Origin of the sequence: Cysteiniphilum halobium, assembly GCF_003574425.1 — a bacterium.
Lineage (GTDB): Bacteria > Pseudomonadota > Gammaproteobacteria > Francisellales > Francisellaceae > Caedibacter > Caedibacter halobius.
Genome location: NZ_QLIU01000017.1, coordinates 35364 through 60513 on the forward strand (window position 1 = coordinate 35364; position 25150 = coordinate 60513).

General features: G+C 34.4%; 19 protein-coding genes. 2 read left to right on the top strand and 17 right to left on the bottom strand.

Annotated features, from left to right (window positions below; translation table 11 throughout):
- Positions 1-30: 30 nt before the first annotated feature.
- The 14 genes from DNK85_RS04380 to DNK85_RS04435 form a co-directional block, all read right to left on the bottom strand.
- Positions 31-705: a hypothetical protein gene (locus DNK85_RS04380; protein ID WP_119328358.1), complete on the bottom strand. Its 675-nt coding sequence runs from the start codon at positions 703-705 to the stop codon at positions 31-33.
- A 59-nt stretch (positions 706-764) separates the two neighbouring features.
- Positions 765-1136: a phosphoglycerate kinase gene (locus tag DNK85_RS04385; protein WP_119328359.1), complete on the bottom strand. Its 372-nt coding sequence runs from the start codon at positions 1134-1136 to the stop codon at positions 765-767.
- 852 nt (positions 1137-1988) lie between these two features.
- On the bottom strand, positions 1989-2933 hold the full coding sequence (locus DNK85_RS04390) for an Rpn family recombination-promoting nuclease/putative transposase (protein WP_119328360.1): 945 nt from the start codon (positions 2931-2933) through the stop codon (positions 1989-1991).
- 9 nt (positions 2934-2942) lie between these two features.
- Entirely contained in the window at positions 2943-3278 is a 336-nt protein-coding gene (locus DNK85_RS04395) for a RecX family transcriptional regulator (RefSeq protein WP_119328361.1), read from the bottom strand.
- A 10-nt stretch (positions 3279-3288) separates the two neighbouring features.
- Positions 3289-3837 (bottom strand): hypothetical protein, encoded by a 549-nt coding sequence (locus DNK85_RS04400; protein WP_119328362.1) that lies wholly within the window; start codon positions 3835-3837, stop codon positions 3289-3291.
- Positions 3838-3883: 46 nt separating this feature from the next.
- A complete protein-coding gene (locus tag DNK85_RS11900; protein WP_268876829.1) occupies positions 3884-4018 on the bottom strand; it encodes a helix-turn-helix domain-containing protein in 135 nt (44 codons plus the stop codon).
- Positions 4019-4055: 37 nt separating this feature from the next.
- Positions 4056-4319, bottom strand: coding sequence for a hypothetical protein (locus DNK85_RS04405; RefSeq protein WP_119328363.1), 264 nt, complete (start codon positions 4317-4319; stop codon positions 4056-4058).
- Positions 4309-5436: a restriction endonuclease subunit S gene (locus DNK85_RS04410; protein ID WP_119328364.1), complete on the bottom strand. Its 1128-nt coding sequence runs from the start codon at positions 5434-5436 to the stop codon at positions 4309-4311. Before DNK85_RS04410 ends, DNK85_RS04405 begins: the two co-directional genes overlap by 11 nt.
- Before the next feature lies 1 nt (position 5437).
- Complete coding sequence (locus DNK85_RS04415) at positions 5438-6832, bottom strand: HsdM family class I SAM-dependent methyltransferase (protein ID WP_208123133.1); 1395 nt, start codon at positions 6830-6832, stop codon at positions 5438-5440.
- A 169-nt stretch (positions 6833-7001) separates the two neighbouring features.
- A complete protein-coding gene (locus DNK85_RS11760) occupies positions 7002-7367 on the bottom strand; it encodes a hypothetical protein (protein WP_208123134.1) in 366 nt (121 codons plus the stop codon).
- Between the two features lie 76 nt (positions 7368-7443).
- Positions 7444-7866: an RNA-binding protein gene (locus DNK85_RS04420; RefSeq protein ID WP_119328365.1), complete on the bottom strand. Its 423-nt coding sequence runs from the start codon at positions 7864-7866 to the stop codon at positions 7444-7446.
- 88 nt (positions 7867-7954) lie between these two features.
- A complete protein-coding gene (locus DNK85_RS04425; RefSeq protein ID WP_119328366.1) occupies positions 7955-8647 on the bottom strand; it encodes a hypothetical protein in 693 nt (230 codons plus the stop codon).
- 83 nt (positions 8648-8730) lie between these two features.
- Positions 8731-10596, bottom strand: a complete 1866-nt coding sequence (locus DNK85_RS04430; RefSeq protein WP_119328367.1) for a UvrD-helicase domain-containing protein — start codon at positions 10594-10596, stop codon at positions 8731-8733.
- Positions 10597-10943: 347 nt separating this feature from the next.
- Positions 10944-11072: a cold-shock protein gene (locus tag DNK85_RS04435; RefSeq protein WP_407919660.1), complete on the bottom strand. Its 129-nt coding sequence runs from the start codon at positions 11070-11072 to the stop codon at positions 10944-10946.
- A 233-nt stretch (positions 11073-11305) separates the two neighbouring features.
- Here DNK85_RS04435 and DNK85_RS04440 point away from each other — a divergent pair, with 233 nt between their 5' ends.
- Positions 11306-11521, top strand: coding sequence for a DUF378 domain-containing protein (locus DNK85_RS04440; RefSeq protein ID WP_119328368.1), 216 nt, complete (start codon positions 11306-11308; stop codon positions 11519-11521).
- Positions 11522-12133: 612 nt separating this feature from the next.
- Complete coding sequence (locus DNK85_RS04450) at positions 12134-13615, top strand: YfjI family protein (protein WP_119328370.1); 1482 nt, start codon at positions 12134-12136, stop codon at positions 13613-13615.
- A 158-nt stretch (positions 13616-13773) separates the two neighbouring features.
- Here DNK85_RS04450 and DNK85_RS04455 read toward each other — a convergent pair whose 3' ends face one another.
- From DNK85_RS04455 to DNK85_RS04465, 3 genes are read right to left on the bottom strand one after another with little or no spacing between them, the layout of a single operon-like run.
- Positions 13774-15744: a type I secretion system permease/ATPase gene (locus DNK85_RS04455; RefSeq protein ID WP_119328371.1), complete on the bottom strand. Its 1971-nt coding sequence runs from the start codon at positions 15742-15744 to the stop codon at positions 13774-13776.
- A 16-nt stretch (positions 15745-15760) separates the two neighbouring features.
- Positions 15761-17068, bottom strand: coding sequence for an HlyD family type I secretion periplasmic adaptor subunit (locus DNK85_RS04460; protein ID WP_119328372.1), 1308 nt, complete (start codon positions 17066-17068; stop codon positions 15761-15763).
- A gap of 26 nt (positions 17069-17094) precedes the next feature.
- Positions 17095-25101, bottom strand: a complete 8007-nt coding sequence (locus DNK85_RS04465) for a hypothetical protein (protein WP_119328373.1) — start codon at positions 25099-25101, stop codon at positions 17095-17097.
- Between the last annotated feature and the right edge of the window lie 49 nt (positions 25102-25150).

Consider the following 25150-nt stretch of genomic DNA (forward strand, 5'->3'; position numbering starts at 1 on the left):
CTGTATTTTGTTGTTTAAATAACGCTTAAACTAAGCGGCTTCTTGTCCTTGTTCGACTAACTCAAAGTGCCATAGTCGGTACTGGTGATTCCCTTTGCTTTTCTTGGTCTCGCCTTTGGATACTTGAATTTTTAACTGTGGGAGTTGGGTTATTTTGCCTTGAAGTTTTAGCTGATAAAAGAAACCGCTGACCCTTGATACACTGGTAGGGGATATGGATAGCACCACTAATTTTTTATTGTGCTTATCATTGGTGTGAAGTTGCACGAGTACGTCGAGATACCGCTTCACTATCGGTTTTCTACCCTCTTCTGCCATTTTAGCAATGAAGTGCTTTAACGGCTCTCCAACTGTTGTAACAATGCCATCTGGGGAGTATTTAACGTCGCTATAGTTGTCATCGTCTGCATCACTTAAAACGTGCTTTTCAGTGGTCTTGATCACCGTAACAATGAAGCTGTTAGGGTTATAATCAGGATCGGCTTTCATTTCAAAAGCATTTCCCTTTAGCGATATAAGGGGAAAACTGGCATAGTCAAACGCTAAGCCGTCTAAGCCAAGCTCGGCTAATTCTTGCTTGATTGTGTCCTTGCTAAAGGCTGTTTCCGTGGTGATTGTGGGTTGATTGGTTGGGTTGTCTTTCGTTACTGTGACATTTGTTTGTTCGTTTTGTGGGTTTGTAACTGCTGTTGTGTTCTGTTCCATTGTGAAATTCCTTAATTGATTGATTAACTTAGGCTGTTAATATGGTTGATTACTGATAATTACCACCAAGAAAAATAAACAAGACTTTCACCTTTGCTTAAAATTTCCCTAGCTTTTGCAATAAATTCTAAATCTTCGTTGATGTGTTCTGGTTCAGATTCACCAAAAAAATAGCCAGTGGTATAAGGCAATCCTTTTTGATTAACGATTTTTTCAAGTTGGTTTATGTCGTCTGTTGTAACTTCCACGTAATTGCAATTAAATTCTTCACTATCACCGCCTTTGTTGCGGTAAAGACGTTCAAACCATCCATGTAAATTAGGATGTTTGCGCCAATAAAAAACCCCCTCTAGTTTTTTCTCATCGATGACGTTTACAGCATTATTGATATTTTCCTTACTGGTTTTGTAAGCGTACATATCTAATCCCATGACAAAAATTCTCCTATACAAAATTGTGTTAATGCCCTTTTGTGGTTAGGTTAAAAGGACGGTTTAACGATGGTTGTTTTGTTGATTGTGACTTTTATGCCAACAGTGGCAGAATTAACTGATCTAATCTCTGTTATATTGCCTCTGATCTAGTAATGACTTCATCAACATAACTGTTGCTTGATTGTATAGGGGATTGATTATTTTGATTTGTCGTGTTGACAGATTGAGTAATATTTGACATATTATAACCTCATTGCTTAAAAGGTGACTTATCTAAATTTTGCGGTTCGGATAGTCGCCTTTTTTGTTGTCCTTAAAAAATAAATGCTTAAATATTTTACAACTCTAAGCGTTAGTTGATGCCTTAATTAAGCATGTGGTTATTATACCAAAACGACAGAAAAAAGCAAGCATAAAGCTATATTTTATAAGGGGTTTAGCGATATTTATTTGTTATTTTTGAGGCGTTTTTTCTGGTCAAAATCTTTAAATTGTGATAGCATAGTACGTACTAATGGGAGTGTGTGCGCTCGTTTCGGATTCCCCCCGCTTGGCTAACAACACCAACCTTGACCCCTTAATCAAAACCAACCACTTTTGATTATATTTCATACTCCGCAAATTTTTCACTGCAACAAGCAAAGGAGATATGTGCAACGTAAGTTGCGTTGAATATTAGCGTGTCCGTAACAGTTATCTGATCACCTCAAATAACCTAAACCAACGACAGCGCAAGCATAACATTAAATAACGATAACCTTGTTTGTGGCTCCCGATACAAATACGCTTCACCGAATCCTTGGCACGTTTGCATCGGTCACATTTGACTTTAAAATTTGACTTCATGGATTAGTGTTGCGTTTTACTATCCACTTCTTTTTTAAGCTTAAGTACCGTATCAAGGTCGAGTCCAGTACCCTTGACAACATGATCAACAGATACACCCATGCCTAAAAAATTACGTGCCGTTTCCTGTTTCTCAAGAAAACGCCCTTGCTGCATACCTTGCTGCTGCGCTTTTTCTTCCCACTGTTGCCTTAAAGTCATAATATCAACCCCTGTTAAGTTGTCTAATTTCTTTAACGTCTCACTTGCTACATACTCTGAATCTAAATCCAAACTCATAAGCAAATTAACAAACGCTTTTTTAAAATCTTTACCATCAAAATAATTAGCAAGTTCAGGGTGTGATTCCAATAACTCTACTAATCGCTTGGCAAGTTCTTTATCTCTTGCGTATTTTAGCACCAATTCAAAGAAAAACCTAAACCCTTGTTTGGCAATTTCATCATCACTCATCACGGTTAGGTCAATTAGCCTTATATCATTAAATGCATATTTCTGTGCCAGTGTTTTGCTCTCGAAACAATTAAAAATACTAACGCTATGCGGGTAATTTTCTTTTGTACCATGATAAAGCAAAATTGGCATAACAATAGGTAACTTGTCATTGCCCTTGGCTAAGTGCTTTTCCATTATCCTAATGACATACTTATGGAATCTAAAAGGCAAAAGATCATGCCCCTTTAAACCACTCTCATGCTCTATCAACAAATAGATATAGGCTTGTTTGCCTTTAATGGGAATACTCCAAAGCACATCGCTAATTAACTTCCTAAGCTCAGGATCAATATGCTCACTGGGTTCAAGCTGCATTTTGTCAAACTCAGCAAGATTAGATAACTCTTGCGGTAATATTTGCCTAATCAATTCTTCGGCAATATCTCGTTGCTCAAGGTTAAATTTGACAAATTCATCATACTTGGGTTTGCTAAGGTCTTTTTTCTTTGTCACTGTAACGCCCTATTCGTTATCACTAAAATACTCATCAATCCCCTTTCGCACCAACGGATAATCAAAACCCTTGTTTAGCAAATATTTTAACAGCTTTTGCTTCTTGTCATAATCCGTTTTGCCTTTGATTAATGGGTACTTAGCACTAATTCTGCGTAGGATGTTATTAAGCTGCTGTGCTTCGTCAACGACAACTAACTTGTCAATCATGCTTTGCGGTGTTGCTTTCTTTTTGAGCTTATCAATCAATGCACCAGTTGAAATATCTTGGTTACTTTCAATAATACGCCTTGCTTTGTTTTCCAGTAGCATGTTGTCGGTAATATTGGCGTTGTCTAGGCTCATTTCTCAAACCTTATTTGATTGGAACAACTTTATTGTCTAATGCTTTTAAATTCATATGTACATGCTCGCATAATGAATCAAGAATATTATGTACATCGCCTAAACCGCAAAATTTTTGATTTAACAAATTAGCAAGTAAACATTCAACTCCTCTTAATAACATTTCTGGCTTGCGCATTGTTTCAGGTAACTCATGAATCGAGCTAAACAGCGTTGTTGACAGCTCTTGACCTAAATAGTTCATGCCATTTTCAAAGTCATTTTCCTTGATATCTGAAACTGAATACTTAACACCACCTGATGCTTGTTTTTTTCGTATATTTTTAAGCCCACCCTGCTGTATAGCGGCTTCCGCTTCCTTGTACAGCACATACGAGGCACCCTCTTGGTTTAATTCTAAAAGGTCAGCTACCGCTGAAACGCACCCCGCTAATACAATCGCCATTATTGGTATAGATTCAGCTGTTTTATTTTTACCTTCATCAACTAGGTTAACCATTTCACCAAGCTTTTTTAATACCTCAAATTGTAATGCTTGAATTTGCTTTTGATTGCTCATATCTCATGCCTTAATTTTTGAAATTCCATAAATTAGAGCTAATAATTTACCACTTAACTACTCGCTGCAAATGATCTATTTCGTTTTCAGTCATGCCTAACATTTTTGCTATAACTGACTTTGGCATACCGTCTTTAATCATGTCGTATGCTTCATTGATTTTGTCTGTTTTATTTTCCATGTGCGCTATCCTTGTTATTGTTAGGTAGTCGTTGATCTTACCTTATCGGCTCCCTTCTCTCAACTACCATTACAAAATCATTGCTATAACCGTTGTCATCTCTGGTTTCCTTAAGCCAATCCGCAACCGCATCGTGCAAGTCGTAGGTTTCCTTGGCTTTGGCAAGGTTAGATATGCCGACAGTGACGCTGCATCTTTCGATGTAGGTATTGGTGTCGTTGGGTTTGGTGAAGTCACAGCGTAGGTGACAACGCCATGATTTTATTTTGCCTGATTTTTTGCGGGGTTTTTTAGTTGGCATGTTTGGCTATTTTTCTATCAAGATATGATTTCATTTTTTCTAGTCGTTTATATTCAAAGTTTTTAACGTAGGATTCCATATATTCATAATCAGGGACTTTTTTATTTCTAGATGGCAATAAAACATTCTCATTACTTAATCTTTTGCCATTTCTTTTATATCCAAAATTGTATTTTCCCCTTACTTGATCAGCTATAGTTGTGATAAATGTACCTATATATTTATTTAATCTTTTATTATATCCAACAGATATATCTGACGTTGCAATAAACTCTTCAGATTTATAAACAGAATACCCCATTGAGCCTTCACCATTTCTAATAAAAGCAATCGCATTCCCTTTATGTAATAGCGACTCTACTTTATCCACTTGGCATAGAACAGCATTATTAAGGTTTGTAGCCCCTAAATAATTTACTCCTACATTTGATTTAATTAAATGATTTAAACCTTTTGATTTCCCTTGAGAAAGCGTAAACAACTCCCCTATTTTAAATATACTCCATTCAACTTCTTTCAGTGGCTTAATATTCTGCTTAGGTGATTCTAATAATTTAGAATCTAAAAAATTCTTATAGTTGATCAGTTTTCCTCTATATTTTTCCTTTATGTATTGCTCCATAAAATCATAATCAGGTTGACCATTTATACTTTTTGGCAAAATAATTTTTGACTTAATCATTCTTGATGGTCTCCATTTGCGCGCATATTCAAAACATACTTTCTGCTTCTCAATAGCACATATCAAAAACATAGCTAAATGACCATTTAGATTCTTGTTCTTCAAATATAAAGGATTAATATCATGGCTACATGTAAAGTCATGGGGTTGATAATAAGCATAACCTACAGAACCATTATTTGTTACAGCTATACAATTTCCTTTGAATATTTTTTGATCTAAAATTTCATTATTACCATAGCCTAATTTTGAGCTGTTTTTAATATCATTAATCGAATAAAATGAAGTAACACCGTTATTGCTTGCTGTAGCGCCTAAAAATGGGATTTTTTTTATAATGTTACCGCCTTTTGGCTTCTTATTATAAAAACCTTTTTTTATATCAAAAATATCAGTAAATAAAAACTCTTTCCATTCTCGTGATTTAAGGCTCATTTTAATTTACCCCATCAAAAAGATATTCTTTACCCTGCATAACCATACTTAACTCAAAAGTTAGGTAGTCTGATATTGTTTTATCAAAGTCTGAATCCTTTGGTATCTCATCATTGAAATAATAAAATGAATGCAACCATTCATCGTCTGATTCAATTGTTGTTGATACCATGAATTTAGATTCGGCGGGCTTACCATGTAACCAACAATCTAAAAGATGGGCTTGTTTCTCTTCTGCTCTGGTTGTTGCAACCAAACCAACATGCTTTTGAACTTCGTAGCCATCATCTTCAAAGTTAATAAATTTACAATACTTCTTTTCATCATGAGGTTTATGTGACGTGAAAATTGCAATGCAAGCATTCGTCCCAACCCCATAAAAAGTGTTTTTATTTAAAGTAATAACGCCCTCAAGAGTATGTTTTTTAAGGATACTCATTTTAACTTTTTTATCCTCACTCGTTTTGCCTACCATCGTTGATTGAGGAATAATGACGGCACTTCTTCCGCCCTCTACTAAACTATCTAGCAAATGCTCAATAAAACATATTTCTGAAAGATGTTTGGTATCCTTGCCTTTTGCCTGAGAATACGGCGGGTTCATCATGCCAACGGTACATTTCTTTCCCCTAATTTTTTCTGTTGGCATTAACAAAAAATCCTTGTTTTCAAGATTACTTTTGCCATCACCCCTTAAAATCATATTGGTTGTAGCAACCGAAAACATATCTTCTCTGATCTCGACACCATGTAAATGGTCTTTTTTAATTTTATCTCGTTGTTTCTTGCTCTTTGATTTTTCTAACATATGGTGCATTGCTGCAATTAAAAAACCACCAGTGCCACAGCAGGGGTCAAATATTATATCGCTAGGCTTAACCTCAAGAAGTTTACAGAAAATATCTGTAATGTGACGTGGAGTCAAAACAACGCCTAAAGACTGACCATCACCACCACTGTATCTGATAAATTCACCATAAAATCGTCCTAATACATCCTCTGTTGAACTCTTTTTTATTGTTGATAATATATTCTTTTGTAAGTACTCAGCAAAATGTCTTAATGGTGTTTTTTCAATCTTTTTATCTTTTGGGTTATTTTTATCATTCCTTTTATCTGCCTTGTTTAATATTGCCCTGTCTTTTATAAGATTGAATTGATTGAGAACTTTATCTTTTTTTATACCTGGCATTACTTCTACTCTTTTCATATATGAATCCATATAATCAAATATTTTCTTGCCATCTGTTGTAATATGATCACCAGTAAGCGTATCTATATTAAAATCTTTCTCGCTTAAAGCTAATAATAAAGCAGAAACTACTAAAGGTTTTTCAGAATCACCTAGCTGCCCATAATTTCGTAAATCCTCGTGTAGCTCTTTTGATTTTTTCAATATATCTTGAAGCTCTAAAGTCTCTACTGGTGTTTCACCTAAAACTTGTTCATTATAGTATTTGTCAATATTGTCATCGCTAAAATTTTCAAAATTTTCTACATACTCTAAAAGCTTATATTGTTTTTCACTATCAATAAAAATGGGTCTAATTTTATGGTGCTTTTCATCACCTGAACAACCGAAAGCAAATATTTTTTTTATACGTTGTTTTTTCTACTATATGTTTAGCATAATGTAATGCACCATTTTCTGCATAATTAGTGACAGACTTTATATCTAAATCCAGTTGCAATTGATCATCATCTACATATATTGCTTGCCTATCTGTGTCAGCCTTGTTTTCAATAACAATAAGATAATCCTTAACTTTAGCAATAAATTCAGGATACCCAGACTTTCCAGTACCCTTTTTAGATGATGATTTTAAAGCATCTGCTACTTCTTTTATATCACTTCCATTTGGGGTGAAGTCAATATTGGCACTAGTAAGCAATGCCCCTATAAAAAAATCAGTTTTTCTTTCGTTTGCCATTCTAAAAATCATTATCAGCTATATGTTTCAGGCTATTATACATAAAGAACAGCAAAATACATTGATGATTGATCTATTAGTTTTCTTCAAAAACCTCCACACAATCCTCCCTCTTCAACCTAACCGTCATTTCCTTATCGAGATAAACCTCACGCACATAGTAAACATTTTTAACATACTCATCATCAGCCTCAATCGTCCACATAACTAAATCCTCCCTAACAAAAGCTGCCCCTTTAATCTTCATTGCTTCACTCGGTATCGTGTAAGGCTTCTTCAAATAAAACACCCCAGTATACCTATGCCCTATCGGCAAATTTTGCCTTTTATCTTCGAGCTTAGCTATCGTGTTGTTGACATAATCAAGGGCATTGTTGAAATCGTCCTCACTGGATTGTTCAATAAAGGTTTTCTTTTTGTAATTGAGCAAATGGGTTATTTGGCTGAGGGTTGAAATATCTGCTTTTAGGTTTTTGCGTTGGGCAAGGTTAAAACGCATCGTTGAGCCTTTGATTCTAGGTGTTGTTGATAATTAAATTAGTTTGGTTTGGGGTTGGTGTCAATTGAAATGCATTAAATCATAAGATTTAAAACTCACCATTCCTAACTTTTTCTAGTAATTCTGACTTTCGATTTTTGAATGCTTTTAATTCAAGATCAATAAAATCAATATCACCTTCATCGTAAACTAATCTTAATGACTCTATAACAAAACAAGAACATGTATCATCTGTATCATTCTTAACCTCATTAGATGCAAATTCTAAAGCTGAAATAATCTCATCTGAATCAATATCGTAACCATAACAATCTAATTCATCTTCTAACTCATTGGCGACTTGATTTATATCAACTGTATGATCTTTTGCTAAATTCCAACCATCAACAGCAATTGATAAATAATAAAAAGTATCTAAGCCAAAATGGTATTTGTTATCCAACCTAACGCTTAAAATCTTTAAATACTCTATTGTTGTTTCTATTAACTTATGAACTGGGCAGCCTTTATAAGTGCTATCTGGGTTAACATCATGATCTCTGTCTTCAAATTCATCATAATCATCACTCAAGTAATTAATCTCTTTAATGTGTGTTTCAATGATGATATGAACATCATCATAATCTTGCTCATAATCTGACAACCCAAAAAAAGGCGTAGGCGAATACACATCTGAACGGGTTAGATAATGAGGAGATTTACTTTTTTTATTACGCTTATTCTTACGTTTTTGCTTCTTTTTTTGTAATTTAGCCAAACGCTTTTTATCTGATAATGCCATTATTTAATACCCTAAAATACTGCTCAATTTAGTTGGTTAAATCTTACAATAAAATTTATACACTTCTCAAATGGTTTATTTACTCAAAACGGCAACCCATCATCATGTACCTCATTTAAACTGTCAACGATAGGTTTCGGGTGCGGTTTAACTTCTTCTTTTGGCAAAGATGCAATGATTGGCTCAACATAAGCCTGTACCCTTTTCATGAATTTATCAGCATCTTTTTCTAAGCACAACTTATACTTGGTTCTTGTTATAGCAACATACAGTAAATTAAATTCTTCTGATTGCTCTTTCAATAACTCTTGCATACCATCATCTTTAGTGAATAGCGTAAAATCATCGCCAATCACAACATTATCCCATTCTCGCCCTTTTGACTTATGAATGGTTGAAAAAATAATATTGGCATTATTTTCACTAACATACTTTGCGTTTTCGATCTGCTTAATAACTTCATCAAAATGATCACCGTAACGATCAATAATATTGACAAGAAAGGTTATATCAGGGTCTTCAAAGTCCTCTTTGAATTTCTTTAAGGCATCCCAATTCTTAAAGCCACGTATTTTATTATGCCTTACTTCCTCATTGTTACCTTGATACAGTGCAAAGCCACTTTTGGCTAACTCGATCACTTCATGAATACCACCAACAACGTGTAGCTTCTTCTTGATATTGTCAATCAACCGACTAATTAACCCCGCATTCGTTCGACACAAATAAGTATATATGCTTGGCTTGTCACTAGATATAACACTATTTATATCCGCATTACCTTTTAATGAGATTTTTTCTTTTTTTAAATACAAGATAGCGCTTGCTAGATTTGCAATGCGCTCACCGAATCTGAACGATTGGCTTAAATAATAAGACTCACCATCAAATTTATCATAAGCATTCACGGCACCACGCCAAGAATATATCTGCTGATGTTCATCACCAACGCATATTTTTTGACATCCCTGATTTAAAATAATGTCTATAATCACTGGGTTTGCGTCCTGACACTCATCGAATAATAGATAATGATACCGATGACCAAGGTTAGGTTTAACCAATTGATACATCTTCAAATAAAAATCATGTTCTATTGGCACAGTCGCGTTATCTGCAACTGCCTTATCCCAGTAGGATTTGGCTTTTTCGACAATATAATTTAACACGTCTTTGTTTTCATTTTCGCCTTTGTAAGCTTCAAACTCACTATGATCTGTGATCGAGCCATCAATAACCGAATTGCCTGAGTTACAAAACAACCTTAATACTTTGATGACCAAAAAGGCAAGCTCATAGGGCTGCATGCCTCCTGTAGCACGCATATCAACATGTGAGAGTATCGTTAATGGGTTCAGTGTTTCTATTCTGTCTTGAATATAATCATAGAAATAACCATAAGCTAATGAATGAGCCGTTTTACAGTCAACATTGGCAGGAAACTTTTGTACAGCGTCTATTTGTATTGCCTTATTGTATGCCAAGTATAACCCCTTACCTGACAAGCGCTTTGCAATCTCAACTAACGTAGATGTTTTACCCGTTCCCGCATAAGCTTTTATTTTTAAATCCTTTTGTGCTTGAGCGGCAATAATACAATTTTGCTGCTCTCTCGTTAGTTCAAATTTTTTAGGCATATTGTGATTGATTTCTACTGTGTGATTAGGCACTACTACATCATGAACTAACGGGGATTTGCCTTGCTGTACCTCATTAACGACAATCATCGTACCCTTTTCAATTTGCGCGCCATAATCACTATCCTTAAAATATCCTCTCGTAATAAGCACTGAATCACCTGCTTTTAATGGTGTTTGGCAAAAACCCTTAAATCTAAAATATTTATGTTCATTATGGTTGCTGTCTTTTACGCCAACAATGACAAATGTGTTATTACTAAAAAATACTTTGCTAACGGTGCCTTTAATATTTATTTTTAAAATTTTCAAAACTGTTCATTCTCATCGTCTGATCGATATGCTTTTATTTTGACACTTTAGCTGTTATTCATCAAAAATATTTTCAAAATCATTCATAATCTGTCGCAGAAACTAAAATATAGGCTATAGGTTTAAAACTAAGAAAGCGGTTAATCCTCAGAGAATATCAGCAATCTAAGGCAATCTATATTTCAGTCCTCGCAATGCTTTAATAATACTCACGTTCTCACAAGGTAGTTTAACCGTTTAAACTGCGTTAAAGTCACCTCAAAAAAGTTACGATCATCAACCCTTATTTTGGGCATTAAACTAACTCAACATCAATAGCTTTGAGTCATTTTTTGCCTTGTTGTACTTCAAAAGAAAAGGCTTGACCTTCTTGAAGATACGCCCACCGCACCTGGATTTATTATATGTACGAAAACCTCTTTATCATCATTATTAGGTGTAATAAAGCCAAATCCTTTTCCACTATTTTCGACTATTTTCCACTATTAAAAAACTTCACTGTACCGTGCAATCTACGCATATTTTTTCTTCTCTGTATAGTTATTAATTGATACAACATTATGTGTTGTTAAGGCAGCATAGCAGAACTGATTAGATTGTGTAAGAAAAATAGCGTACCTTACTCAAACGCTGACAAGCTTGCTTATTTTGACGTATTATTCTACTTTAGTCACTGATAAAAAATATATCACCAAAGGAGTAACATTATATGAAATACCTAAACCCTATCGCACTTATATTAATTATCATCGGCGGCTTAAACTGGCTGCTCGTTGGTTTATTCCATTTCAATCTTGTCCATGCCATTTTTGGCAAACTGGGCTTTGTTGAAAACATCATCTACATTATCGTTGGTATTGCCGCTTTAATCTGCATCCCTATGCTCAAGAAATGCTGCCCAAAATCATCATGCAATAAGGACTAATCAATAGTGTGGAAAATCAATTTACCGATAATTTCTGCATTGCTATTGAAAATACAACAAAGCAGACAATAGCTAACCTTCTAAGACAATGTGCTCATCAAGGCTTAACCTATATAGAGGTTGGCGAGCTTTTTGGTTACAAGCAAAACACGATGAGAAAATGGTGCAGACGATGCAATGTCTCGCCATACAATAAATGCAATCTTAAAGCCTTAAAGTGCTAAAGTCATTAATCAAAAAAGTAGCGGTTGATCAACTCCTTGATGATATCAAAATCAAATCGATGCTCCAATGCACTGTATAAAGCTTGGTAAAAATCATGCAGCGCTTGGAAACAGAAACCAAATTTTATGAGATAATAGTTACTCAGGATTTATTGGGTGATACTGTTATCGTTTGCTATTTTGGCGGGAAAAACAGCCATCGCCATCAGTTTAAAACAATCAAGTTAGATTCGTTTTTACACTACTGTAAAGTATATAAAAAAATTATCACCACGCGATTTAAACATGGGTACTGGTTTATCCATCATTCACCGCAAGACTTTTAAAATGCAGGCAATACTGCTTTGTGTTATGATGTTTTCAGCCAAAATAACACCGCTAATTTTCAATGACTGGAAAAATTAATTGGAAAACACCCATACCATTGTCACATATATCAGCAAAGCAAGCTGATTACCCGCTTGATGCTTTGCCTGATATTATCAAAGACGCTATCCAGTCTTATGCTGAATATGGGCAGCAACCGACCGCATTATTAGCCAATAGCGCCCTTTCTAATGTATCACTAAGCTGCCAAGGGCTAGCGAATGTTGCACGCGATGATGTGCTGACCAGCCCTGTATCCATGTACTTTATTACAGTTGCATCCAGTGGTGAACGTAAAACGGCGGCTGATAAGATTTTTGGTAAAGGTGTTGAGGATTGGCAGGATAAGACAACCAAAACCATGATGCCAGAATATACGCGCATCAAAAATGCGTACACCACGTGGTCAATCAAACGTAAAGGATTGCTAATGATGATTAGACGCTTAGCCACACAGGGTTATGAAACAGATCAATATGATGGTTACTATGATCAGGTTATGCTTGAAGAGCCAGAGATACCTTTGTTGCCCAAGCTTAAATATGAGGATATTACCGCGGAAGCGTTAAGTGAGAATTTAGCCAAAGGCTACCCAACGACTAGTATTTGGTCAGACGAGGCAGGCATTTTCTTATCAAGCCCAAGTATGCAAAAAGACAACACAAAGTTTGTTGCCTTACTAAACCGGCTATGGGATGCGCAACCCATAGCCGTACATCGTAAAACAACCGGTGATCTATTCATCAAAGATCGGCGGTTTACACTGAACCTAATGATGCAACCACTATTGTTAGAACAAATGCTCAAAAAAGGTGATGGCATGAATAGAAACAGTGGTTTTCTTGCGCGAACTTTATTAGCTTACCCTACTTCAACAATGGGCAATCGATATTACAAAGAGCCATTCAAGAACGTCACCGAACATCTTGATAAGTTTCACAAGCGAATTAAAACATGCCTTGACAACACTCAGCCAGTGGATAAATACGGTTTTGGATACATTCCAACACTCACCTTTAGCAAAACAGCCAAGGAAGTATGGATAAAATACTTTAATCACATCGAAACCGCGATAGCCAATGAATACCACTGGCAATCAATTCATGATTTAGCATCCAAAGCCAGTGAGAATATTGCAAGGTTAGCTGCCCTATTTCATTTGTTTACTCGTAAACAAGGTACTGAAATATCGGCTGAGCATATTGAATCCGCTTATCAAATTATTGAATGGCATTTAAATGAAGCTCAACGCATCTTTGGAGAAGCTAAACTGACACAGGCAGAACATGACGCTCAATCAATGCTTGATGCTATCGTAGCAAAGCATATTGTTGAAACCACGTCACGCGAGATTTTACGTGTCACACCTGTTCGCGACAAAGTCAGACGAGACAAAGCAATCAAACTGCTTGAAAAAGCACATTATCTTATTTTAACGCCTGATGCCAAGCGCACAAAGATTATTTTTCACCCAACGCTATTCAAAACCTCTGTGACAGTTTGACAATTATGACAATAACGTAAAACCCTTTATATTTATTGATTTATATAACCCTGTGATTGTCAAAACATATAATGTCAATATGCATATCTACGTTGACAATTACACGATTGATCGTTCTGGCTACCTTTTATTTCTTTATTTCTTTTATTTTTTCCAATCTAGTTGCCATGACCCATTTTTTGTAACACTTTCTCACGCTCACCTGATAATAATATTTGACCCTGTTGCAGAATCAGTAAATCATCTGCTTTTTCCATCATCGTTGGATCATGGCTGATGATAATCATCGTCATGTTATTGGCTTTAAGTGATTGCAGCGATTGTGAAAGTGCCCTGTTTGCCTCTCCATCGAGAAAATGGCTGGGTTCATCCAGCACCAAAAGTCGTGGTGCGCCATAAAATGCGCGTGCCAGTCCTAACTGCTGTATCTGCCCCGCTGATAATTGCTGTGGGTCAATCTTGGTATTATAACCCTCACTCAAGTGATCAATCCACTTGTCAGCGCCTATCATCTGTGCCGCTTTGATGACTTTTTCTGCATCATAGTCTGAAGCCATTCGAGCAATGTTGCGCCAGATCGGTGCTTTAAACAGATGTACCGTTTGTGGTAAATAACCCATATGTTGAGCCAGTTGCTGATTATCCCCATCTGATATTGCCTTATGATTTAGTAGTACCTGCCCCATTTCAGGCGTAACCAAACCGACTAAAAGCTTTGCTAAAGTGCTTTTACCTGCGCCATTATGCCCCATGATGACTAAAGTACGACCTGCCGCAACGGTAAAATTGATATTCTGCAAAATAGGTAATTGATCACCCTGTAAGCCATAGTAGACTTTTTCTACCTGAATACTGCCTTGAAATTTCTGTAATGTATGGTGGCTATCGGTATGACTTGTTTTTGTCATTTTTACCATTTTTGTTGTCTTTGATATGTTATAGGTAATCACCTCCCCCTGATGACTTTTTAACTGCCGATACGCCTGTAATGCCCCCATTAAGTTTTTCCAACCACCAATCGTCATTTCTATCGGCTGCAAAGCTCTGCCTACTAAGGCAGAACTGGCAATAATAGCGCCTGCCGTAAACTCATTTATCAGTACCAGATAAGCGCCCAATCCTGTTACAAAAATTTGTAAGGTTAAGCGAAAAAACTTACTCATTTCACTCATCATCGTCTGACGTTTGGCTAAAGTAAGCTGTACCTGTTGAGTTTCATCGTTTAAGCGTTGCCAGTCTTGCTGAATTTCCTCCATCCCGCCCATTGTCTGTAAACTTTCATGATTCTGTTGTGCCTGTGATAATAGTTGAGCACTATCGTTGGCACGTTTCTGATAGCGCTCGGTTAAGGGCTTGCTGGTGCGATGCGATAAAATGGCAACTAAAATAAGTACCACGGCACCAAATACCGTTAACCAGCCAATATACACATGTAAAATAAACAGCACCACAATAAATAACAGTGCCCAAGGTAAATCAATCACCGCGATAAACGCAGGACTGGTTAAATAGTTTTTAAGTGTATGCAATGAAGATAATAACGCAGATGGTTTGGCTGTTTTTACTTTTTTTACTGCTTTTTCCAGTTTACTCGAAGACATAATGCTACTGGCAAAAAGTGCCCCGCTCAACTTTTTCTCCAGCCACTGTGCCACTTTCGATAACAGCCAAACCCTGCCCCCTTGAATTGTTGCTAAAAGCAATAGTGCTAATAAAGTAATAATGGTTAACATCCACAGGGTTTCATAACTACCACTGGATAATACCCGATCTAATACCTGCATCACATAAATCGTACTTGATAACAGCAACAGATTGCAGATGGCACCAAAAACAAGCATATACTTAATCACGATTTTACAGGTTGATAAGACATCGGCAATGGTTTGATCTTTTGTGTATTCGCCTTGATCACCATGAGCCATTTTTAAGTCATTTAACGTGTTTGATGTATCAACTGCTTTCCCATCGCTGCTATTTTTTTGAATAGCCCATCGTTGTTGAAACCACCGCACTAATTTACCTTTGAGTACATTAACGACATGACACAAGGTTGTGATTGATTTTTTGATCGTTTTTACTATTTTTACTGTTATTTTTATTTTTTTTATTGTTCTTATCTTTACCATACGCTTTATCTTTCTTTTATTCTTCTTTCATCGCTTTGTAAAAGCTATCTCTTAATGGGTCAAACCAGTATTCGAGTAAACTGCGCTGTCCTTTAACAATAAACACTGTCACAGGTAAGCCTGTCTGTAATTCAATCGGCTTAGTCAATTTAGCTAATGATGCTGCTGAGATGGTAATATGAATCTTATAAAACGCCCCGCCCATTTGTGGGTCATCAAATTTATCGGCAGAGATATACACGACCTCACCCTCAAGTTTGGGCATGCGTCTTGCCTTGTAGGCTTCCAGTTGTATTTTAACCTCCATCCCCACCGCAATACGTTTAATGTCTTTATTCAATACCAGTGCCTCAATTAATAACGGTGCATCTTTAGGGACAATTTCCAGTATCTTCTGACCTGCGGCAATCACCCCATGTAAGGTATGATATTGTAAATCAGCAATTATGCCTGATACAGGTGCTTTAATCTCAGTTCTTGCTAAGGTCGCAGACAAGAATGTCTGACGTTGTGTTAATTCCTCTATTTTGGTATAAACGCTTTGATATTCTTCTGACAGAGTTTTGTGATAATGTAAATCCAGTTGCTTTAACTCATGATCAAACTCTAGCAATTTTATCTGTGTTTCCTCCTGCTCTGCATTAATCACTTCACGCTGACTAACCATTTGTTCATATTCAGCTTTTAATGTCATTAACTCATGACGAGAAACAAAATCCTGTGAATGCAACTGCTCAATACTGGCTAATTTATCTGCCAATATCTCAAGCTGTAGGTTAATTGCACGAGCTTTGGCAGTCAGTGAGGTTAAATGTGTCTGTTGCTGTTTCATTCGCTGGCTAATAATCGCTTTCTGATTATCGCGTTCTAATAATCGTCTGTGTAGTAGCGTTTGTTGCGTATGAATAAATACCTTAACTCGTTGGTCACTGTGACGAAATCCTATCGAGTTAATCTCAGATTGACCAGCTTCTTCTGCCTGCAAACGCCGTGCGATCACCTGCAAGGTGTCCAGTTCTGCTATTACGGCTTCCAGCTCACTATGCGCTTTGGTTTTATCCAGTTCAATCAACAACTGATCAGCCTGAACGTAATCTCCGTCTTTGACCAGAATATTACCAATAATTCCACCCTCAGCATGTTGAATGACTTTTTTATTGCCACCGACCACTACCTGACCTCTGGCAATCACCGCACTATCTAAAGGCGCACAGTAACTCCATAAACCAAAGATCAATACGCTAATACCGATCATCAAAAAGATAAACCGCAAGCTACCACGAATATGATGGCTAAAGCTGGCTTTTAAGGTTTGATTAGGCATATTTCTATTTTACCACTGTCAAGACTTTAAACACTGGCATGATAGTGTATGACCATATCATCTTCATTTATTTTTCCATTTTCTAATTGATTAATAAAAGATACCGCTTGCAAAACATCTGGGCTAGGGACGTTTCCTTCTAAATCAGGTGTGAAGTTTGTTAGATTATTGTCATTATTGCCTGAGTCCCCATCACCATGACCACCAAAGCCAGATAAACCAGAAGCATTATCATTAGCGTGATCATCATAAACTTTGATTTCACGGTTTTTTAATAGATGTATCATGCTTAACATATTAACTTCTCTTATCTGTTTACCCATAAAATTACTTATTATCGTTAAGCCAGTAACAACATCAGCGCCTATTCTTGATATGTAAGTTAGTGCGCTTGATAAGGCATCCTGTGCTTCCAATTGTTCATTTCGTTGTGCTATCTGATCATCTACCGATACCATCACATTACCATGTTCATGTCTTTGTAAACTGTCAAACGCAATGCCTGTTTCATCACGATATTCGCGCTGTGTGGTTATGACAGGGTCTTCCCAATGATCAGTTACAGGCGTAATTTCAGTTAAATGATTTAATACTGTGTCTTCTTCATCTACCCCTGCTTTTACTATTGCTTTCTCCTCTTGTTGTTGATCTTCTTGCGGTAAAATTTCTATCTCAACACGGTAACCTTCTTCCAGCGCCTGAGCTGAACTGTCAAATTTCTGACCTGTCAACGCATAATGCTCTAACTGTGCTTTTAATTTCTCACCCTGTTCATCTAAAGCAACAAAAGGAATACCATAAGGGGTGGTAATATGAACGGCTACTTTAACAGATTCAGGTTGTGTGGTCTTAGCTTTTGCCTGCTCGTTTTTCTCTGCTTCAATTCGATCAATGATTGCCTGTATATCGACTTTCTGATTGAATTCAGGATCAATTAGGCAGTTAGCTAAATCAATTGTTTGGTGTTTGTTTTCATCAGTTACCACACAGCTCTTATTGAGATTATTATCCTTGTCATCTTTACTATTGTTATCCGCTTCAATGTTTTGGTTATTCTCCCTATTAATCACACTGGATAAAAAATTGTTGCCTGAGTTGTTAGAAGGTAAAATACTGATCTGACCATTATTGACAGCGGCTCTGAATGAATCGAAGATTGTACCCGTTTGTAAATAGTATTCTGCCTGTGGACGTAATACAGGATTCAAGTCAAAAGCAATAGGGTCGTTGATAACTAATGTTGGGCTTGACCATAATACTGGCAGGTTGTCAGATTTTAATGACGTTTCACCAGAAGTAGTATCAGCAGGATTATTATTTTCAATGTTTATCTTGTTATCACTTACTATACTGTTATCAGTCGTTGACAGTGAATCAATAGAGTCATCAATACTAACTGTATCAATGTGTTTTTTATCCGTATTATTAGATGCTTCTAAAAACTCTTGTATCATAATCAAATTCATATCAGCACAAGTATCCGAATCTTTACACTGCCTGCCTGAATAAATATATTGCAGATTCTTATTGCCAAATTGTTTGGATAGATCGATCATTAAATCATCAGCTTGCTGTTTAAACATCTCATTTTCTTCGGGTAATGGGTCAATTACTTTTATTTCTAAGGATTGATCTTCTGCTTTAATCGCTTTAATTAAAACCGCATGATCAAATTCTTTGCCTGCTAAACTTGTAATTGCTCTATAAGTTTTTAACCCATCTTCTGATGAAAGTGTTTCTAGCCAATGATGGATATTTATCGCTAGCTTTTTTGTATCCAATACTTTGTCTTCAACATACAAATTTTTATGCACTTTATGTTTCAATTGACCATAAGCTTGTAGCATAGATTTAAGGTTATTTTCGATTTCTTGATCACTCATTCCCTCATAAAGCTCTGTGGTGCCTTTTTTCTTACCTTGTTTCTTCTCACTATCAGGGTTATTATCTTCGGGTACACTACCATCATCGTATTCATTATTTTCTTGATCGTTATATTCATCTATGTTTACTTCAAATTGATTATCATTTGATTTTTCTTTTTCCTCTATTACCCCATATACTTTTGAGTATAATTCGTCTGAAACAATGTTAGCTTTATCGTCTTTTAAAGAAATGGTTACGTGAGTATTACTTTCATCTTTAGGATCAGGTTTAACATCAATTAAATCATTCATCAATTTCTGAATAACACCAATCTCAATCTTGTTTTCTTTAAACGCATTAGACAAGCCATCACTTATACAATCTAAAATATTAATATTTTTAGATAATTTATATAGTGGTTCATCTTCAAAATAATCTATATTGTGCTTAGTGTATAAACTTTGTTTATATGACTTAGCTATGTGTGATAGTATATTACAGGTTTGATCCTTTAATGTTAATTTTTCTAAAACATATACATGAAATTTCTTATCATAGAAAAATGCTTTTGCAAAGCTTGAACAATAGTGATTTAGTAACACATCATAAGCATTTCCTTCTCCAACAATATCCTTATTAGTAAAGTTATGCCTTATTTTAGCAATTAAACTAACATTGTTATCCTTTGTATGATGATCTCCAATTGACATTTTATGCTCTTCAGAAACTGCTAGATCATAGAGGCTTTGCCCAACTATATACCCACAGTCATTGGCACTTTTTTGTTGATTACAGGATAAATCTTTAAATTCACCAAAATTAATTTTTTTTCGTTTGATTTTTGTAATAGTGTCGGTATTTACAGTATGAGAATTTTCAAGTTCTTTGCTTTCTGCTGAAATCATTAAACTATTGTAACTGTAACTATTTGTTTGTGTTTCAGAAATCTGTTGAATATGTTTTTTAGCATTAATCTCCCAAGCGTCGTCTTTTACTCTTTTTGACTCATCACTCTCAACATCTTTTGCAGTTGGATTGAAAAAATAAAGATCAATTTGTTCAGATTTATTTTTTTCAAACATCATTCCAAAAAAATGGCTCCAGCCATATATAGGTAAAAGTAGTTTGACTGCTTTATCATTCAATATGAAATTAGCAAAATCATCAAATGGGAATGCGTACCCTATATCATCTACATGCCAAGTATCTCCCACGACCATAACATTATCATTATTTTTGAGTTGCCCTTTAAGGTAGTTTAGAATTTGGTTCTCACTAGCCCATGTATCAGGTAATGCTAAACTGCTTAATTTGTTTAACTCACCCTGTAGTTGAAAATAATAATGGTCGGGGTATTTGTCTTCTTTGTTTTCATTTTTCTGCATAGAGTCTAAAATTGCTTTTTGCTCTTTACGATCAACTCCGTCAAGCTTTATGCCATCGTTTTTCTTACTTTCAATATGAAATTTTTGCTGCATACTGGGTTTATTTTTCTCTGCAGCCATCCAATTCATTCCTAATTTTTGACGGTTCCCATCATTATAAAAATAAATTTCATTACCCAGCAAATTTTTATATGTAATATAAGTGCCTTTATAAGTAGATTGTGTTAGTTCTTTGCTTGATTCATACATAAATCCTAAAGAAAGTAAATATGCGTTAATCTCACTATTACTTAACCATATTGTTGGCTGTGAGGCATAATCATAATATTGCTGAGCATTGCTTTTGGGAGGTAATTGATGGTCTACTAATATTATGTCAATATTAACATCAAATGTATTGCATAATTGGCAAACTGATTTTAGCGTATCTTCAGACAAATTATCCCAACTATTGACATTTTTAACTATATCATTTAAAGCATTTAAACTTTCTCTAGTTTCTTCATTATTATCTTGATTAGTTAAATTTTTATCTATATATGCAGATATTACATGTTTAAAAATATCCAAATTATTTGCGCCAAATATATTTTTATAACAATTAATTACTTGATCTAAATCAAATTTTGATGGATCAATTATCATTTTATATAATGAAATAAATTGTTTTGTCGTGCTACATATATCATGCCTTAGACTCTGTATGTTAATATCATCGATCTTGCCAATATCATGATTTATAATAGCTAAAGCATCTCTTGTTGCATATACCGCACAATCCCCACCATGTTTGTTATCAATAATTGTAAATTCATCACCTTTTTTGTTGCTTCCTTTTACATTATTTAAGTCTTGATAACCTTTATTATCACCATGAGTCATCTCAGGGTAATTTCCATAACTCCCCCCGCTTTCCCAGTCTATTTTAAGGTCAGCTTCTATTTTGCCACGATTGATTTCAAAAGATTCAGCCAAGCTATTAAGGTTTATTTCTTTTATAGGTGCAATTTCTTTTAGCAAACTTGTCGTTTGCTCAATTATATAATTGAGCAAATCTGAGTCTTTTTCCATCATTGAAGACAAATAGTCATTACAATTACTAAGTAACTCATCTAAGCGAAGAAATAAAGGGTTTAATTTACCATTAATTTCATATTGCTTAAGCTTCGGATTTTTACTTTTAAAGCTATTGCGAACATTATCTTTTAAATTAACATCACCAAACAGATTACCAATAGTCTTTATAACTTCTTCTGAGTTAAATTCCACATTCTTTTGATCAATAATATCTTGCAAAGTCTGTATAACCCTCTCATCCACCTGCTGATCGACGTGGTGGTTTAGGTAGAGGGTGGCTAGGTGTTTTAATAGTTGAGATTTCGTGTTTTTTCCAATGTGTTTATTAATAGTTATGGTCATACGTTCTATGAGTTTGTCTACACCAGAAGTTTCAAGATCAGTTATACGTTTTTTTATTTCTTGGAAATTACCATCTTCAGTTTCATTCCAATTATCTGGAATAAATTTATTATCCTTAGCTTTCAAGTAAGAAATAATTTCCTCTACTTGTTTAGGTGTCCATTTATCTGGAGTAGAATTATAAGGGTTAGGTGCTACTGGGGGTTTGGGGTGGAATAATTTGTTAAATTCTTTTCTTGCAACTTCTAACTTATCCTCTATCTGATAATTATTTTTAATAATATTTTTTTTAACCAAACTATAATGATTAATTTTTATGTCATTAGAGCGTATTAAATCCTTCTGTTTATTGATTTTAACATTAAATGTATTGATATCGTTTTCTTTAGATTTTATAAGAGTATCGAGCTGATTAAGCTTGCCTTTCTCTTCCTTTTCCTTTTTATCTATTTTTATCTTTTTTAATACTTCTTCTACTGAAGGTTTATTATGTTGATATTTAGATTTTGTTATGTTGGTCGCATTTTTCTTCTCATTTACGGTGTGTGTTTCGCTTCGTACATTTTGAAGATTTTTTTTCTCAATTTTTAATTTTTCAAGCTCTGATTTATCATTTTCCAACTCTTTTGAAAGTATGACTTTATATTTTATCTCTCGTTGAACTTCTGGTGTTTTTTGCAACGACTTTAGATATGAATACCATATAACTTTTGCAGCAACATCTTTATTTGATTGATTATCTTTATTTATTTTATTAGCTATATTTCTTTGTTGCTCAATAAACCAATCAATTGGGTTTTTCCATGAATTTATTTTATCATCATAGGTTCTTTTTATATTTTCAAGTATACTTATACCTTGCTCTATAACGTTATTGTTTTCAGTATTATCGTTTATTTTTTCTATTTTACATTGAAAATTTTCTAAAAGTTTATTATCAAAACCATAGTCATTACTAATTTTTTCTTTAACAAATTTTAACATCATTTCTTTCGCAGTTTTCGCACTTATGAGATAGTTAGCCAATTCTTTATTATTGTAATTACCTTTGCCCTCTATTCTTTCACAAGTCTTTTGTGATGATGTGAAAAATTCTTGAAAATCTTGGTTTTTCCCATGAAATTTATAATTTTTTACAAAATCTATTTCTTTAACACTAGATTTAATATATTCAAGTTTTTCTCCACTAAAACTTTCTAATTCACCAGACTTAATTTTCTCAGATAAATTTTTCCACAAACGTAAATTTTCTTTTTGTTTGTTTATTTCATCAATTTTAATCGGATAATCTGCAATATCATTATTTTGACTAACAAAAAATGTTATTTCTTCAGGAACATAAAACCCTCTTGAATTGAAATTTTTCCCTTCTCCTAAACTGGAAACATAATTATTTTCCCATTTATTTAGATAAGCTTGCCATTCATCTATACTTTTATCACTAAACACATTAGCAGCATAAACTTTTTTATTTATCACTAAGTTTGAAATCTTATATTCTGGATTATTTCTATGTAGCCATTCTAAAAAATCACTAACCTTCTTATTGCTCCTATTGTAACTTACGCTATCTTGCTTATAGTGAGTTATTTTTGATAACAAATCTTTTAGAATATTTTTATCATCTTCATTGTAATGGCTATAGCGTTTGTATTGAAATTTGATTGACGATTGAGTCCGAGGGTTGTCGTGGTCAATTATGAAATCTTGAAAAAGAGGATTATCCCCTGATCTTTTATTATACTCAGGCTTTTCTGTAAAAACAAAATACTTACCTATTCCTTGCTCAGCTTGATCTCCTTTTGATAATAATGGATTTATCAATTCCTGAATTTTATTAAAAATAAAATACCAATTATGGGTCAATAAATCAGTGCATCTCTCACATGAATCTCTCGTAGAATACATGTGCAAATCAAAGCGTTCAATAGATACATCGTATGGGTTTATCTGCCCAAGTTTATCCCTAATTATTTGGATTAAGCGGCTTCCATCCTGTTTAACAAATAAATCATCAATTAAAGCCATAAAAAATATTTTTTCTGAATGGTAGGTATTATCCATGATTTCTCTGCATTTAGTTTCTGATTTTTCCACCTGTTCCTTATCTGTTGAACTATGCTTTTCTATCGATTTTTCGACATTGTTCTTATTTCTTTGGATATTTGAACTAATATATTCATCAGCTAACTCCCTTCCTTTTATACTTACATCACTTGCAACAATCAAACCATTTCCTAAATTAACAGGAAAAGAAATATTAAATTTATTTTGACCAATTGAGTACACTAGATCAGCATAAACCAAAAGCACATTAGTTGCTTCCAGATTATCTTTATTGTTTGTTGTATCTAATTTTTTCTTATTTTGATCTCTTATTGCAATTTCCGTTAAATCATTGCGCAGTAAATAATCTTTTGCTATATTATTGCGTACATATTCCAATTTTATAAGATAATGTTTGATAATCTCTTTGGCTTTAACATTGCCAGTTTGCCCTGTAATAATCTGCAAATCTTTTAACAATGTTGAGCTGGAAGCTTTTTGCTCTTTACTTTGCAATGAATCTTTTGTGTTTATCAATTTAAGTTTTTTATCTTCTTCTATTGTTTTTTCTAAAACATCAACCAATTGTGATTGTATTTCTTTATCATTAATAGTACCTGAAAGAAAATTTAGAACTAATTTTCGAAATTCAAGATCATAAATGCTCTTATAATTTTGATTACAGGAATCATAGAGGTCTTTTAAGAATTTCTCTCCATAGTAGTACAAGATATCATAAATATTGTCAGTTAACTCTTCTTTGCAAAAATAATGTTTATGTAATGACTCCTCTGCTGATTGAGCTACATTTTTGATAGTTCCTTTTTTAAAACTGGAGGTGTTATCATTTTGTTTTTTTGTTTTAGAAATTGTGCTTTTATCATTCTTTCCTTTAGCATTAGCTGATGTCATTCCCTTTTCTTCTCTATTCCCTCCATTTTCTTCCATCATCATATTGTTAATGGGGATATTTTTTTCTTTTTCAGGCGTATTACTTTTTGTTGAGGATAATTTAACTTCTTTTGGACTAACGGTTGATATCAAATATTCATTATCTGATTCACTTTCTGAGCCATGTAAGATCGCTTCATTAATGTCTGCTTTTATTTCTTCAGAATCTATAGAATCAAAACTTTTCTTTGAATTCTTTGTAAATAATAAAGGTTTTGTATCTGATTCTTTGCTGCTAAATGAATTTCCATTTTGGTTATTTAAATATTTGAGTTTTTGACGATTAAGAACGTTGTCAAAGAATTTCGTTTGATTAACTTTAGACTTATTTTTTAGCTGACCAACTTTGCCTCTACTTAGCTTCATAATATCACCTCATCAAACCTATTAGCTCTATCTAAAATGTAATCCGTTA

What these genes read in the sequence shown, in the direction of transcription:
- DNK85_RS04380 (WP_119328358.1), bottom strand. Translation starts at nt 705, where the DNA reads ATGGAACAGAACACAACAGCAGTTACAAACCCACAAAACGAACAAACA.
- DNK85_RS04385 (WP_119328359.1), bottom strand. Translation starts at nt 1,136, where the DNA reads ATGGGATTAGATATGTACGCTTACAAAACCAGTAAGGAAAATATCAAT.
- DNK85_RS04395 (WP_119328361.1), bottom strand. Translation starts at nt 3,278, where the DNA reads ATGAGCCTAGACAACGCCAATATTACCGACAACATGCTACTGGAAAAC.
- DNK85_RS04400 (WP_119328362.1), bottom strand. Translation starts at nt 3,837, where the DNA reads ATGAGCAATCAAAAGCAAATTCAAGCATTACAATTTGAGGTATTAAAA.
- DNK85_RS11900 (WP_268876829.1), bottom strand. Translation starts at nt 4,018, where the DNA reads ATGGAAAATAAAACAGACAAAATCAATGAAGCATACGACATGATTAAA.
- DNK85_RS04405 (WP_119328363.1), bottom strand. Translation starts at nt 4,319, where the DNA reads ATGCCAACTAAAAAACCCCGCAAAAAATCAGGCAAAATAAAATCATGG.
- DNK85_RS04410 (WP_119328364.1), bottom strand. Translation starts at nt 5,436, where the DNA reads ATGAGCCTTAAATCACGAGAATGGAAAGAGTTTTTATTTACTGATATT.
- DNK85_RS11760 (WP_208123134.1), bottom strand. Translation starts at nt 7,367, where the DNA reads ATGGCAAACGAAAGAAAAACTGATTTTTTTATAGGGGCATTGCTTACT.
- DNK85_RS04420 (WP_119328365.1), bottom strand. Translation starts at nt 7,866, where the DNA reads ATGCGTTTTAACCTTGCCCAACGCAAAAACCTAAAAGCAGATATTTCA.
- DNK85_RS04425 (WP_119328366.1), bottom strand. Translation starts at nt 8,647, where the DNA reads ATGGCATTATCAGATAAAAAGCGTTTGGCTAAATTACAAAAAAAGAAG.
- DNK85_RS04440 (WP_119328368.1), top strand. Translation starts at nt 11,306, where the DNA reads ATGAAATACCTAAACCCTATCGCACTTATATTAATTATCATCGGCGGC.
- DNK85_RS04450 (WP_119328370.1), top strand. Translation starts at nt 12,134, where the DNA reads ATGACTGGAAAAATTAATTGGAAAACACCCATACCATTGTCACATATA.
- DNK85_RS04455 (WP_119328371.1), bottom strand. Translation starts at nt 15,744, where the DNA reads ATGGTAAAGATAAGAACAATAAAAAAAATAAAAATAACAGTAAAAATA.
- DNK85_RS04460 (WP_119328372.1), bottom strand. Translation starts at nt 17,068, where the DNA reads ATGCCTAATCAAACCTTAAAAGCCAGCTTTAGCCATCATATTCGTGGT.
- DNK85_RS04465 (WP_119328373.1), bottom strand. Translation starts at nt 25,101, where the DNA reads ATGAAGCTAAGTAGAGGCAAAGTTGGTCAGCTAAAAAATAAGTCTAAA.